This is a genomic window from Streptococcus sp. oral taxon 058 str. F0407 (assembly GCF_000235485.1).
Classification (GTDB): domain Bacteria; phylum Bacillota; class Bacilli; order Lactobacillales; family Streptococcaceae; genus Streptococcus.
In genome coordinates this window covers 288,750-303,314 of sequence record NZ_JH378887.1, presented here as the reverse complement: position 1 = coordinate 303,314, position 14,565 = coordinate 288,750, and the positions used below count along the sequence as shown (strand labels likewise).

Genomic DNA, 14,565 nt, shown 5'->3' with positions numbered 1-14,565 from the left:
TGTAAAAGTTTATAATATAAGTGTAGGATGTTGTCTTCATTTTCTGTTCAAAAAGGAGGCTAGTCACATGGGAAAGCAAGTTAAACCACCAAAACACACTCCTTTTTCCTTTCTATCCAAAGGAAAAAGTACGGCTATAAAAACACTGGTTTTCTGTGTCAGTATAGTCTTCATTTTTCTCCTACTTTTCTGGATGCTTTTTCGCTTGATTTCACCTCAAAAACAGCGATTCACAGTCAATCAAGCGACTAATTTTTACCTTGTCAATTCGAAATCCATTCAAAGTTATCAGTTGCAAAACGATCAGTTTCAGCTCATGAAGACTGAGGATGTCTCCATTGCAGAAGATGTCAATTTCTGGTTTCCTCAGGGACGGTTTGACAATCGCTATCTCGTCTTTTCGTCTGGAAATACCAGAGGGAAGGCATCCACTCAGAACATTGTATCCCTTGACTTTCAGACAGGGGACATCCGGAAAACTTCAACTCCCTTCTATGCTTATTCGGGAGCTGGAGTATCAGATAAATTCTTCTACACAGGCCAAACTACAACTGAGGATGGAGTGCTCAGTATGTTTGACATATCAGGAAAGCTGATTACTCAGAAAACATTCTCCGAATCCACTTCCTTTCCAATCCAGTTTCATGGAAGAGGGAATCGCCTCTACCTTGGTCTGGGATTTCACGATGAGTCTCGTCAACGACCCACTTTAGTGTTTGATGGCTATTTAGTTGAATTGGACGAAAATGACCAACTAAAGGAATTGTCTCGCACACCTCTGACAAGCGAAGGAAAGATCGTTGAAATGTTGACTTCTTCTGAATTAATCGGTGACAATTATTACAGTAGCGTTGCTTATACTCGAAATACAGAAACTTTCTCCAAGGATCCAGACAATCGCATACTTGTCATGAACTTGTCTAGTAAGGAAAAGCACTTCATCAAGCTACCAGAGGACAACCCAAATCTTCTTTATAAAACACCGAAAGAAGACCGATTGATTGTAAAACATGAGGCGGATGGAAATGATCGCTGTGCCTTATCTATTGTCAATCTCTCTGATGAATCCAGCTATCTGATTAATGTCAGAAAAGATTTGCCTGACTCTACAGAAGAGATAATACACATCGATACAAGTTTGACAAACAAGATATTGGTCGTAACCAATCAACATTTGTTATTGTATTCATTAGAAAATGGTCAACTTCTAACCAAAACAAAACTGGAACTGAAGCAAAACGACTTTCCAATCGCAACTTGGTTTCAAAACTAATCACTCACAGCCCTCATCGGGCTGTTTTTGTTTCTGCGAAATCTCAGATCTGTCTTTTCTTTCTTTTATGATATAATAGAAACATGAAATTAAAAACTACTTTGGGCCTTCTTGCCGGGCGTTCTTCCCACTTCATCTTGAGCCGTCTTGGCCGAGGAAGTACGCTCCCAGGAAAACTCGCCCTTCAATTTGATAAAGATATTTTACAAAATCTAGCTAAGAACTACGAGATTGTCGTGGTCACTGGAACCAACGGGAAAACCCTGACAACTGCTCTCACTGTCGGCATTCTAAAAGAGGTCTACGGTCAGGTTCTAACCAATCCTAGTGGTGCCAACATGATCACAGGGATTACAACAACCTTCTTGACTGCCAAATCCTCTAAAACTGGAAAAAACATTGCCGTCCTCGAAATTGATGAGGCCAGCCTATCTCGCATCTGTGACTACATCCATCCTAGCCTTTTTGTCATCACTAACATTTTCCGTGACCAGATGGACCGCTATGGTGAGATTTACACAACTTATAACATGATTTTGGATGCCATCCGTAAGGTGCCTACGGCTACTGTTCTCCTCAATGGTGACAGTCCACTTTTCTACAAACCAGCTATTCCAAATCCTGTAGAGTATTTTGGTTTTGACTTGGAAAAAGGTCCAGCAAAGCTTGCTCACTACAATACCGAAGGGATTCTCTGCCCCGACTGTCAAGGCATCCTCAAATATGAGCACAATACCTATGCCAATTTGGGTGCCTATATTTGTGAAAATTGTGGTTGCAAACGACCTGACTTGGACTACCGTCTGACAGAATTGGTTGAGTTGACCAACAATCGCTCCCGCTTTATCATTGACGGACAAGAATACGGAATCCAAATCGGTGGACTCTACAACATCTACAATGCGCTAGCTGCGGTTGCCATTGCCCGTTTCCTCGGTGCAGATTCGCAACGAATCAAGCAAGGATTTGATAAGAGCCGTGCTGTCTTTGGTCGTCAGGAAACATTCCATATCGGCGACAAGGAATGTACTCTCGTCTTGATTAAGAATCCAGTCGGTGCAACTCAAGCCATCGAGATGATTAAACTAGCTCCTTATCCATTTAGCCTATCTGTCCTTCTCAACGCCAACTATGCAGATGGGATTGATACTAGTTGGATTTGGGATGCTGACTTTGAACAGATCACTGACATGGACATTCCTGAAATCAATGCTGGCGGTGTCCGTCATTCTGAAATCGCACGTCGTCTTCGTGTGACTGGCTACCCTGCTGATAAAATCACTGAGACAAGCAATCTGGAGCAAGTTCTCAAGACCATTGAGAACCAGGACTGCAAACATGCCTATATCCTGGCTACTTATACTGCTATGCTGGAATTCCGCGAACTGCTGGCTAGTCGTCAGATTGTTAGAAAGGAGATGAACTGATGGTTTATACTTCACTTTCCTCAAAAGCTAGCAACTACCCTTATCAGCTCAACATCGCCCACCTCTACGGAAACCTCATGAATACCTATGGGGATAATGGAAACATCCTCATGCTCAAGTATGTGGCTGAAAAACTGGGTGCTCATGTGACGGTTGACATCGTTTCTCTCCATGATGACTTTGACGAAAATCACTACGATATAGCGTTTTTCGGTGGGGGGCAAGACTTTGAACAAAGTATCATCGCAGGCGACCTTCCTGCTAAAAAAGAGAGCATTGACAACTACATCCAAAACAACGGTGTTGTTCTAGCTATCTGCGGTGGTTTCCAATTATTGGGGCAATATTATGTTGAAGCTTCAGGCAAGCGCATCGAAGGTCTAGGGGTCATGGGCCACTATACGCTCAACCAGACCAATAACCGCTTTATCGGCGACATCAAGATTCACAATGACGAATTCGATGAGACCTACTATGGCTTTGAAAATCACCAGGGACGTACCTTCCTTTCTGATGACCAAAAACCACTGGGTCAGGTTGTCTATGGAAATGGAAATAACGAAGAAAAGATCGGCGAAGGGGTTCATTATAAGAATGTCTTTGGTTCCTACTTCCACGGACCTATCCTCTCTCGTAATGCCAATCTAGCTTATCGTCTAGTCACTACTGCCCTCCGAAAAAAATACGGTCAGGACATCAAACTCCCTGCCTATGACGACATTCTCAGTCAAGAAATCGCTGAAGAATACCGTGACGTGAAAAGCAAGGCTGACTTTTCTTAAACTAAGGAAAACTAGACCAAAGAACTCCCCTATCTTGTCGGAGTTCTTTTTGCCTGCTCTTTTACCCTTCTCTCTTGCATTTTCTCTCTTTTTTTGCCAAAATAGAGGGGTAGAAAGAAGGTAGCATATGTCTAAATTACAACAAATCGTAACATATCTTGAATCAGAAAAACTAGACGTCGCTGTCGTATCTGACCCCGTCACTATTAATTACCTCACTGGTTTTTACAGTGACCCTCATGAACGCCAAATGTTCCTCTTTGTCCTAGCGGACCGGGAACCTCTCCTTTTTGTCCCAGCCCTTGAAGTGAAGCGTGCAACCAGCACTGTTTCCTTCCCAGTAGTGGGCTATGTGGACTCTGAAAATCCATGGCAAAAAATCAAAAATGCTTTGCCTCAGCACGACTTCAAACGTGTTGCTGTTGAGTTTGACAATCTCATCTTGACCAAATACCATGGCTTGAAAACAGTCTTTGAAACTGCTGAGTTTGAAAACCTCACTCCTCGCATCCAACGCATGCGCCTCATCAAATCAGCTGACGAAGTGCAAAAAATGATGGTTGCAGGTCTCTATGCTGATAAAGCTGTAAAAGTTGGTTTTGACAATATCTCTCTTGATAAAACAGAGACAGATATCATTGCACAAATCGACTTTGCCTTAAAACGTGAAGGCTATGAAATGAGTTTTGATACCATGGTCTTGACTGGCGATAACGCTGCAAATCCACACGGAATTCCTGGTGCAAACAAGGTCGAAAAAGATGCCCTTCTCCTCTTTGATCTGGGTGTTATGGTCAATGGCTACGCATCAGATATGACTCGTACAGTCGCTGTCGGAAAACCAGACCAATTCAAGAAAGATATTTACAACTTGACCCTTGAAGCCCAACAAGCTGCTCTTGACTTTATCAAACCTGGTGTGACTGCTCATGAAGTAGACCGCACTGCCCGTGAAGTCATCGAAAAAGCTGGTTACGGTGAGTACTTCAACCACCGTCTCGGTCACGGTATCGGTATGGATGTCCACGAATTCCCATCTATCATGGAAGGAAATGACATGGTCATCGAAGAAGGCATGTGCTTCTCTGTTGAACCAGGTATCTATATCCCTGGTAAAGTCGGCGTTCGTATCGAAGACTGTGGTGTTGTTACCAAGGATGGCTTTGACCTCTTTACAAGCACCAGCAAAGACTTGCTTTATTTTGATTAATATTCATCTAATACTCAATGAAAATCAAAGAACAAACTAGGAAACTAGCCGCAGGCTGTACTTGAGTACGGCAAGGCGACGTTGACGCGGTTTGAATTTGATTTTCGAAGAGTATAAAATCTTCCCACAATAAAACGCATAGTATCAAGGTTTTTCAACACTTGATATTATGCGTTTTCTGATTTTTAGAACTTTTCTCCAGCCGCTTTACTTAATTTTCTTAATACTTTGACTAAGCACAAACCCTACAACCATTCCCACGATATTTTGCAGGAAGTTTGGTAGGATTTCTGGTAGGGCTGCTGCCCATCCATTCATCAAAGTTGAACCCAAGGCGTAGCCTCCTATCATCGCAATAGTAGCTAAGATAAGGCCTAGCCATTGCCATTTTCCTTTAAATCCTGCGAAAAATCCCTGCAAGCCATGGTTGATCAAGCTAAAGAACATCCACTGTGGATAGCCTGATAAGAGGTCAATCAAGAAACCTGCTAGTCCTCCAACGACAGCCCCTTCTTTACTGCCAAAGTAGAAGGCTGCAAAGAAGATACCCGCATCTAAGAGAGTTAGAATACCTGTTGGTGTTGGAATTTTTAAGAAATAACCTAGAACCACAGAAAGGGCGGTTAAGAGGGATACAAGGGCGATTTTAGTTGTTTTGGTTTGCTTCATATTGTCTTACTCCATATTGATCTGCTTGTGCAATAGCACGGTAAACGAAAGCTTTAGAACTTTCTACTGCTGGTAAAAGTTCATCACCTTTAACCAAGTGACTGGCAATGCTTGAGGCAAAGGTACAACCTGCGCCAGCATTTTGGCCTTGGATAACAGGATTTTCTAGAACTGTAAAGGTTTGTCCATCATAAAAGATATCTGCAGCCTTGTCCTGACTAAGGCGATTGCCTCCCTTGATAATGACTGCTGGCGCTCCTAAATCATGCAATTTCTGCGCTGCAGCTTTCATCTCTTCCAAGGTTTTGATCTCTTGGCCCGCTAACAATTCTGCTTCAGGAAGATTTGGCGTAATCACACTGACATGAGGGAAAAAGCGAATCAACTCTTGACAGAGTTGGCTGACTGCCACATCGTGCGTTTCCTTGCAAACCAAGACGGGGTCCAGTACCACAGGCACTCCAGGGCGTTGCTTAATAAAGTCCAATGCTTTCTCAGCTACACTGACAGTAGGGAGAAGGCCAATCTTAATCCCCGCAAACTCGACATCACGCAAGCTATTCAACTCATGTTGAAAAATAACGTCGTCAGTTGGAAAGACTTCAAAGCCCTTTTCTGTCAAGGCTGTCAAACAAGTCACTGCTACAAAGCCATGCAAGCCGTTCAAGGTATAGGTAGCAAGATCGGCTGACAAACCACCACCACTAAAAATATCATTTCCAGAAAGTGCCAAAATACGATTATTCTTCATAACGAATCTCCTTTAAATACAAGCCATTTGGTGCCGCAGTGGGACCCGCAAGTTGCCTGTCCTTCTTCTCCAAGATCAGGTCAATCTGCTCAACTGGCATACGATTATTTCCGATTTTGAGCAGCGTCCCCACCATATTGCGAATCTGCTTATACAAGAAACCATTTCCTGAAAAGGTAAAGGTCAAAAACTGGCCTGTCTCATCGACTGTTAAACTCGCTTCTGTAATGGTCCGAACCTTGTCCTCTACACTGGTTCCAGATGCTGTAAAACCGGTGAAATCATGGGTTCCCTCTAGCTTTTTGATTGCCATCTGCATCCGCTCCACATCAAGCGGATAGGGAAAGTGAGTAGCATAGTGACGGCGCATCGGATTTTTGGGGCGCTCTCTATCCACGATAAACTCATAGGTCTTGCTATGTTTTGCATAACGGCAATGAAAATCATCCGCCACAAGCTCAATTGAAATCACATCGATATCTTCAGGAGACTGGGTATCCAGAGCAAAACGGAGTTTTTCCTCATCCATCTGATAGGGCAGATCAAAATGAATGACCTGACCAAGAGCATGAACCCCACTATCCGTCCTACCAGCACCGTGAATAGTGACGGCTTGCCCCTTATTTAATCTGGTTAACGTTTTTTCGATTTCCTCTTGAACGCTCCGCGCATGAGGCTGGCGCTGAAAACCAGCAAAGGCATAGCCGTCATAGGAAATAATTGCTTTATATCTTGTCATAACTTCTATTTTATCAAGAAATAAAAGTGTAAACAAGTTTAAAAACCATTAATTGTCTGGGTACAAAATTCCCAGAAAGAAAAACTTAGGAAACCATTCCTAAGCTCTCTTTTGAAGTGCGTACATAACAAAGATAGAAGTGACAATCAACCAGCAGCCTAGAATGGTGAAGACCAACATACCGTTTTGAGCTACCAAGCCAATCGCTCCAAGAATGAAAGGTGTCGTGAAGGCTCCAAAGCTACATCCTAGCACTGCAAAAGATGTTGCCTGATTAAGGAGCTTGGCTGGGATTCTTTCAGAAAGAAGCTGAAAGACAGTGGTCAAGGCCACACTGTAGGAAAAACCTGCCACAATACTTCCAACTACCATCACACCCAATGACGGAGACAAGGCAATCACAATCTGCCCCAATCCAAAGGTGATACCTGACCAAAGGAGCAACCTTTCTTTAAACAGAGAGATAAAGAAAGAAAAACTCACACCTGCCACAATCCCAATCAACTGCATGATACTTAAAACCAAGCTCGATAACTGGGCATCCCCTAGACCTCTTTCCACCATCAGACTAGGAATACGAATGGTGATAGCTGTATTGGTACAGACAACAACTGCTGCTTCGATAGCCAATAGAAAAATTAAGCCTTTCATCTGTCCTGTCAAACGAGTCGTTTCGGTCTCTTTTTTCCTTGTTTCTTTCTTTTCTTTCCCATAAGGAACAAAGAGCAGATAAAGAATCAACACTAAGAATCCCGCACTGTAGGTCAAGAAGGTCACTGTCCATCCCAAGGATAAGAGTTGACCTACCACTAGAGTCAAAATCGACGCCCCGACAACTTCTGCTGATCCGCGGAGGCCCAACATCTGAATCCGTGTCTTTCCATGATAGCGTTCGCTAATGATGGAAATGGCCTTGGCATTGATCATCCCAACACCCAAGCCAAATAAAATCCGCATCGCAAAGACAAAGTTGTAATCCTGATACCAGAAAGGGGCTGTTCCCCCGATAGAGAGGATGAGGAGCCCTAGACTAATCTGAAGACGCTCAGGAAACAAACGCTCCAAAACACCATTTAAGACCAGCATGATCATAATTCCAAAAGAAGGAAGACTGACCAGAAGCTCAATTTGTTCTTTGGGATAGCCTTGATAGTAGTCAAACATAGCTGGCAGAGCACTTGATATGGAAAAGGAGGTAATCAAAACGAGGGAGAGGGCCAAGATACTAGCCCGTTCTAAATATTGTTTCATGAATTTTCTTTCTATATTTTTCTCACTGTTGACCTTTTTAAAAGGAAGATGGCAAGAAAAGAAGGAGCCCGATTGAACTAGAGACTCCGTCCTAACTTTCCTAATAGGAAGACTATTTTCGCTTGATTTGCTTGATCAAGTAAAAGATAAAGCCCGCAACCATATAAGCTGCAAAAATGATCAAACACCATTTTATGACCACGTCCCAACCCTTGTTCACATTTAAAAAGAAATAAGGGAAGGGATTGTCCTTGGAATTCGGAATATTGAGTTTTAAGACCAGGCCGTTAAACAAGGCAAAAATCATATAAACCAAGGGCAAGATGGTCCACAAGACTGGATCCCAGATCTTGTATTGACCCTGTTTGTCAAAGAAGAGGGTATCGGCTAAAAACCAGAGTGGAACGATATAGTGACAAAGGAAATTCTCCACACGGTAAAAGTCTGTCGCAATCGGAGCAAGCATAAAATGATAAATCACACAAGTAATCATGATACTCATGGTAACGCCACCTTTGAGACGAAGTAGGGTTGGACTTTGCCAATTTTCACCTGAACGGCTCATCACACGGAGTAGATAGCCAGTGAAAATCGTTACCAAAAGATTGGACAATACTGTGTAGTAAAGGAGCATTCCAAAGCCACCGTGCTTGGTAATCTCTAAATAAACTCCTGTAAATGCCGCTAAGAACAAGAGCACACGACTATAAAAGATAAATTTGTAATTCAATTTCATGGCTAGATTTTCTTAACAAATTCTGATTTGAGTTTCATAGCTCCAAAACCATCAATTTTACAGTCAATGTTGTGGTCACCTTCTACGATACGGATATTTTTAACACGAGTTCCTTGTTTCAAATCCTTAGGTGCACCTTTTACTTTCAAGTCCTTAAGCAAGGTTACAGTATCACCGTCAACCAATTTATTTCCGTTGGCATCGATAGCAACAACACCTTCTTCTACTTCTGCAACTTCTGCAGGGTTCCACTCATAGGCACACTCTGGGCAGACCAAGAGACTTCCGTCTTCGTAGACGTATTCTGAATTGCATTTTGGGCAATTTGGTAAGTTGTTCATAAGTCCTCCTTAAAATATCAATTATTCTTTGAAATTCATATATTATTGAACAGCAACTATTATACCGTAAAATCCTACTTTTGACAATGTGTCCTAAGTCCAGCAGACAAAAAAAGTCATGCACCTTTTTACAGTTACATGACTTCTAAAAGATGATTGGTCATGGGCACTTATCAAGCACCTCATGATAAAAGGGGTAGCAACTATATCTTACAAACCAGGAGCTTGTCCAAGTTCTGCTGTAAGCATCCAAACTGTTTTCTCAAGTTCAGCCTTAGCCCCAACAAAGATATCGTTTGTAACATCATCGCCTTCTTCATCAGTTACATCCAAAGCTTTTTGGAAAAGAGTGATGAGGTAGCGATAAATAGCTAGAACACGTTCCAAGCTTTCTTCAACGTTACGGAATTCTCCTTCTTCTTCTTCGATTTCACTGTGTTGAAGGAACTCTGTCAAAGTTGAGTAAGGTTTTCCACCAAGAGTAATCAAACGTTCACTGATTTCATCAAGATAGCCATCAAGACTGTCCATGTATTCATCCATTTTTGGATGCCATACCAGGAAGCCACGGCCACGCATATACCAATGAACTTGGTGAAGGGCAATGTGAGCCACATACAAGTCCGCCACTGCTTGGTTCAATACTTCCTTTGTTTTAGCCAATGCTACTGGCGCTGTTTTAGATAATGTTGTTACGTCTTTTACTGCTTCTTTTTTCAATTCAACCATATTTCTTACCTCTTTTTATTTTTTATAACCTTCTTATTAGTGGTTATAGTATAAGTATACTACTACCAGAAAATGATAGCAAGGAAAGTGTACTATCTGAGAAAAGTTGCAATAGACTGATAATTTAAGAATAGTCTAGACCGTTTTGATTAGCTTGATTGCCCAGACTTACTTGAAAACTGGCTTTGGTACAAGTCATAATAAAAGCCTTTTGCTTGGAGCAAGCTTTCATGATTTCCTTGCTCAATAATCTGACCATCCTTAAGAACGAGAATCTTATCTGCTTCTTGAATGGTAGAGAGACGGTGAGCGATGACAAAGCTGGTTCTTCCTTTCATCAGGCGTTTCATAGCTTTTTGAATCAAGAGTTCCAAACGGGTATCAACAGAGGAAGTCGCTTCATCCAGAATAAGAATTTTAGGATTGGCCAGGAGAGCACGCGCGATGGTCAAGAGTTGTTTTTGCCCAAGGGAAATATTACTTGACTCTTGGTTCATCTCCATGTTGTAACCGCCAGGAAGAGTTCGGATAAAGTGGTCTACATTTGCTGCTTTGGCAGCTTCTATTATTTCCTCGTCACTGGCGTCAAGATTTCCAAAACGTAGGTTTTCTTTGATCGTACCTTCATAAAGCCAAGCATCCTGCAAGACCATCCCAAACTGACGGCGGTAGTCTTGACGTGACAACTGGCGAATATCCTGCCCGTCAACCAAGATTGCGCCTGCTGTGACATCGTAAAAGCGCATAAGCAGATTGATCAAGGTCGTCTTACCAGCTCCAGTAGGACCAACAATCGCCACCATCTCTCCCGGTTGAACTTCCAGATTAAAGTCTCGAATCAATGGCTTGTTTTCAACATACTGGAAGTCAACATGTTGGAAGGTCACCTGACCTGTTAAGGGTTCAAGGATTTCGAGTTCTTCTCCCTTGAATTCCTCTGTCTCATCTAAGATGTCGAAGATACGGTCTAACGAAGACTTGGCACTTTGCATTTGACCCGCAAGTTGTGTGATGTTTTGGATCGGCTGGCTGACCTGCCAAACGTACTGAACAAAGGCCTGCATATTCCCCACTGTCAAACGCCCCGCAATCACTTGCAAACCACCAAGAACTGCAACAATCAGATAGGTCAAGTCCGATACAGCATGAAGGGCTGGCATCATGAGTCCAGAGATAAAGCTGGCTTTAAAACCAACACGTTGGAGATCGTCTGTAATCTTAGAAAATTCTTTATGAGAAGTTTCCTCACGACCATAGAGCTTCAAGACATTAAAACCTGTGAGATTTTCCTGCACATAACCATTCATCCGTCCTAAAATAGCCGCCTGCTCTTTAAAATAAGGCTGAGAACGTTTCAGGATGCTTCTGGCACCAAAATAGGTCACTGGAATGGATAGAATCACCACTATAGCCAGTTGGAAGTTCAAGTATAAAACCATTCCCATGACGAGAACAATCGTCAGAACGGCATTGACAATTTGGAGGAAAGACTGCTGAAGAGCGTTTGACACTGTCTCAACATCACTGGTAAAGCGCCCCAATAAATCACCAAACTGGTGTTTGTCAAAGAAGGATACAGGGATACGATTGATTTTTTCAGTCATTTCATTTCGCAGATCCTGAGTCATGGACTGGACCGCATTAGTCATGAAATAGTTGGAATAATAAGACCCAAGTTCATACAAGAGACCTCTAAAGAGGTAAATGATTAAAACAGTTCCAATGTAGCCAGTATTGATACGAGCGCCTGCAAGACCATTAGCCATATCTAAGAGATTCTTTGTCAACTCCGTAATGGCTAATCCCAATACAAAAGGCTCCAAGACACTCATGACTACGCTTAAAACTTTTAGAAAGGCTGCAAAGAAGACAGAAAAACGGTAGGCTTTCAAATAGCTCCACAAACGAGCCAAACTAGATTGTGTTTTCATATTTCCTCCTATTCCTCTGTTAGAGATGCATTTTTCAACTGCGACTCAGCAATCTCACGATAGATGTCATTGGTTTCCATCAATTCCTCATGTCGACCACGACCCACGATTTCTCCCTTATCAAGAACGATAATCTGGTCCGCATCCATGATGGTTCCGACACGTTGAGCGACAATCAAAACTGTAGCATTTTGTGTGACTTCCTTGAGACGACGGCGTAAAATGGCATCCGTACGATAATCCAAGGCTGAGAAGGAATCGTCAAAAATATAGATATCAGGATTCTTTATAACCGCTCGGGCAATTGATAGACGTTGCTTCTGTCCTCCAGAAAGATTGCTTCCGCCTTCAGCTAGATGGGTCGCAAATCCTTCGTCTCGACTATCGATAAAATCTTTGGCTTGCGCCACATCTGCCGCCTGATTTAAGTCTGCAGAACTAGCGTCTTCTTTCCCATAGCGAATATTCTCAGCGATGGTTCCTGTAAAGAGTAAAGCCTTCTGTGGGATAAATCCAATCTTTTGACGAAGAGACTTAAGTCGATAATCCCTCACATCGACACCATCTACTTTGATTTTCCCAAGGGTAACATCGTAAAAACGAGGAATCAATTGCACAAGAGAAGACTTGCCAGATCCGGTCGAACCGATAAAGGCAATGGTTTCACCTGGTTTAGCACAGAACGAAATGTTGTGCAAAACAGGATTTTCCGTCTCACCAGGATAAGCAAAAGTGACATTTTCAAATTCCAAATAGCCGTGAGTTTCAGTCTCTCTGACGCCTCCTTCATTTGGATCAATAGAAATCGGCATATCCATGACTTCTTTCAAGCGTTCACTCGAAACAGCTGTACGAGGGTACATGGTGAAGAGACTAGATAAGAAAAGGAAGGACAAGAGGGCGTGGAAACTATATTCGATAAAGGCTACCAGATCCCCAATTTGAAGAGAACCTTGTTTGATAGGATCCAGAGCAAACCAGACAATAGCCACAATCATGGCAATAATAATCTGAACAAACAAGGGTTCTGTCAAGCCAGTTAATTTAAACAGACGATTGGAATTAGCTGCATAAACCGCATTTTGCCCTGCAAAGCGTTCCTCTTGAAACTCCTCACGAGCAAAGGCACGAATGACACGGAGTCCCATCAGATTTTCTCTAGCGTATTGATTGATCTTGTCTAAGGTAGCCTGCTGTTTCTCTGACAAAGGGCGAGTCTTGACATCCACATAAATAACCACCACAGCCAAGAAAGGTACTGCAAAAGCTACTATCCAAGCCAATGACGGGCTGGTCAAAAAGATCATTAAAATACTAGACAACATCATCATGGGAGTAATGACACCCAGTTTTAAGGTCTGTTCTGCAAACTGCATGAGAACAAAGGCATCACTGGTGATACGAGTAACCAGTGAAGATACTCCTATCTTTTCATATTCATGATGAGAATACTCTTGTAATTTGGCATAGAGATCATCCCTCATATCCTTGACCATATTGGTCGTCAGCTTACTAGCAGCATAAGCTAAGACTATACGCCCCAAGGTTCCACATAGGATAATCACCAACATGATAGCAGCCCAAACATACAATTGATGTTCATTCCCTTTATTCACACCTTCATCAATCATCCGAGCCAGAACAGTTGGCAGTCCAAGATTGACGATAACAAAGAAAACCGCTCCAAAGAAATCCAAGAATAACCACTTGGGATATTTTTTCAAATAAGACCAAATATAGAGCATAACTCCTCCTTTCATAACTTTTTGATACAGAAAAGAGCGCGCATCTGCACGCCTTTCTTTCCCTAAGGAACTTTCCTAGACTAGAAAAAATTCCTCTTTCACAAGAATGCTCCAAGTAAAAACAAGACAGGCAGTCAAAGTCACCTGGTACTTTTGACTGTCTGTCTGGAATAACCTAGATTATTTCACAAAGTCAAGCAATGCCAAGAAGCTTTCAGCTTCAAGTGACGCACCACCAACAAGGGCACCGTCAACGTCTGGGCAAGCCATGTATGAAGCAACGTTTTCAGGTTTAACTGAACCACCGTATTGAACACGAACTTTGTCAGCAACTTCTTGACCAAAGTCAGCTGCTACAACGTCACGGACAACTTTACACATTTTTTGTGCATCATCTTGTGAAGCAGATTTACCAGTACCGATAGCCCAGATTGGCTCATAAGCGATAACTGATGCAGCAACTTGTTCAGCTGTCAATCCAGCCAATGCAGCAGATACTTGAGCACCTACGAATTCAGCTGCTTTACCAGCTTCGTAAGTTTCAAGTGACTCACCACAACAGATGATTGGAAGCATACCGTTTGCAAAGATTGCTTTTGCTTTTTTGTTGATATCTTCGTCAGTTTCATGGAAGTAGTCACGGCGTTCTGAGTGACCGATAACAACGTAGTCTGTACCGATTTCTTTCAAAACCTGTGGGCTAGTTTCACCAGTGAAAGCACCTGCATTTTCAAAGTAGCAGTTTTGAGCAGCAACTTTAAGGTTTGAACCTTTAGCAGCAGCAAGAACAGCTGTCAAATCAAGAGCTGGAGCTGCGATACCTGCTTCAACAAGGTCTGATGAAGGAAGTTTTGAGGCAACGGCTTCAACGAATGCTTTTGCTTCTTCTGGATTTTTGTTCATTTTCCAGTTACCAGCGATAAATGGTTTACGTGACATTTCACATACCTCTTTTTTCATTTTATTTTCTATTATTTTATC

14 protein-coding genes are annotated in these 14,565 nt (G+C 42.4%); 4 read left to right on the top strand and 10 right to left on the bottom strand.

Annotation, left to right across the window (positions count from 1 at the left end):
- Positions 1-67: 67 nt before the first annotated feature.
- The 4 genes from HMPREF9184_RS03050 (at position 68) to HMPREF9184_RS03035 (ending at position 4,692) form a co-directional block, all read left to right on the top strand.
- Positions 68-1,273 carry a hypothetical protein gene (locus HMPREF9184_RS03050; protein ID WP_000517979.1) on the top strand — a complete coding sequence of 402 codons (1,206 nt, stop codon included), beginning with the start codon at positions 68-70 and terminating at the stop codon, positions 1,271-1,273.
- A gap of 83 nt (positions 1,274-1,356) precedes the next feature.
- The gene (gene murT / locus HMPREF9184_RS03045; RefSeq protein ID WP_000770015.1) at positions 1,357-2,700 is read left to right on the top strand and encodes a lipid II isoglutaminyl synthase subunit MurT; all 1,344 of its coding nucleotides are present in this window, start codon (positions 1,357-1,359) and stop codon (positions 2,698-2,700) included.
- Positions 2,700-3,482 (top strand): lipid II isoglutaminyl synthase subunit GatD, encoded by a 783-nt coding sequence (gene gatD / locus HMPREF9184_RS03040; RefSeq protein ID WP_000263184.1) that lies wholly within the window; start codon positions 2,700-2,702, stop codon positions 3,480-3,482. Before murT ends, gatD begins: the two co-directional genes overlap by 1 nt.
- A 127-nt stretch (positions 3,483-3,609) precedes the next feature.
- Positions 3,610-4,692 (top strand): M24 family metallopeptidase, encoded by a 1,083-nt coding sequence (locus HMPREF9184_RS03035; RefSeq protein WP_000040942.1) that lies wholly within the window; start codon positions 3,610-3,612, stop codon positions 4,690-4,692.
- A gap of 207 nt (positions 4,693-4,899) precedes the next feature.
- Here the strand turns inward: HMPREF9184_RS03035 and HMPREF9184_RS03025 are convergent, their stop codons facing one another.
- The 10 genes from HMPREF9184_RS03025 to tpiA all read right to left on the bottom strand — a co-directional run bounded on the left by HMPREF9184_RS03025 (position 4,900) and on the right by tpiA (position 14,523).
- Positions 4,900-5,361 (bottom strand): ECF transporter S component, encoded by a 462-nt coding sequence (locus tag HMPREF9184_RS03025; protein WP_000814962.1) that lies wholly within the window; start codon positions 5,359-5,361, stop codon positions 4,900-4,902.
- Entirely contained in the window at positions 5,339-6,112 is a 774-nt protein-coding gene (locus tag HMPREF9184_RS03020) for a bifunctional hydroxymethylpyrimidine kinase/phosphomethylpyrimidine kinase (protein ID WP_000794793.1), read from the bottom strand. The genes HMPREF9184_RS03025 and HMPREF9184_RS03020 overlap by 23 nt, the downstream gene beginning before the upstream one ends.
- The gene (truA, locus tag HMPREF9184_RS03015) at positions 6,102-6,851 is read right to left on the bottom strand and encodes a tRNA pseudouridine(38-40) synthase TruA (protein WP_000199154.1); all 750 of its coding nucleotides are present in this window, start codon (positions 6,849-6,851) and stop codon (positions 6,102-6,104) included. Before truA ends, HMPREF9184_RS03020 begins: the two co-directional genes overlap by 11 nt.
- Before the next feature lie 99 nt (positions 6,852-6,950).
- Complete coding sequence (locus tag HMPREF9184_RS03010; RefSeq protein WP_000816264.1) at positions 6,951-8,102, bottom strand: MFS transporter; 1,152 nt, start codon at positions 8,100-8,102, stop codon at positions 6,951-6,953.
- Positions 8,103-8,214: 112 nt separating this feature from the next.
- Positions 8,215-8,838 (bottom strand): Pr6Pr family membrane protein, encoded by a 624-nt coding sequence (locus tag HMPREF9184_RS03005; RefSeq protein ID WP_000775202.1) that lies wholly within the window; start codon positions 8,836-8,838, stop codon positions 8,215-8,217.
- A gap of 2 nt (positions 8,839-8,840) precedes the next feature.
- Positions 8,841-9,179, bottom strand: coding sequence for a zinc ribbon domain-containing protein YjdM (locus tag HMPREF9184_RS03000; protein ID WP_001061602.1), 339 nt, complete (start codon positions 9,177-9,179; stop codon positions 8,841-8,843).
- A 210-nt stretch (positions 9,180-9,389) separates the two neighbouring features.
- Complete coding sequence (locus HMPREF9184_RS02995; RefSeq protein ID WP_000229894.1) at positions 9,390-9,908, bottom strand: Dps family protein; 519 nt, start codon at positions 9,906-9,908, stop codon at positions 9,390-9,392.
- Between the two features lie 149 nt (positions 9,909-10,057).
- Positions 10,058-11,839: an ABC transporter ATP-binding protein gene (locus HMPREF9184_RS02990; protein WP_000857073.1), complete on the bottom strand. Its 1,782-nt coding sequence runs from the start codon at positions 11,837-11,839 to the stop codon at positions 10,058-10,060.
- Positions 11,840-11,847: 8 nt separating this feature from the next.
- Positions 11,848-13,584, bottom strand: coding sequence for an ABC transporter ATP-binding protein (locus tag HMPREF9184_RS02985; RefSeq protein ID WP_000965824.1), 1,737 nt, complete (start codon positions 13,582-13,584; stop codon positions 11,848-11,850).
- 180 nt (positions 13,585-13,764) lie between these two features.
- Positions 13,765-14,523: a triose-phosphate isomerase gene (gene tpiA / locus HMPREF9184_RS02980; RefSeq protein WP_000087891.1), complete on the bottom strand. Its 759-nt coding sequence runs from the start codon at positions 14,521-14,523 to the stop codon at positions 13,765-13,767.
- Between the last annotated feature and the right edge of the window lie 42 nt (positions 14,524-14,565).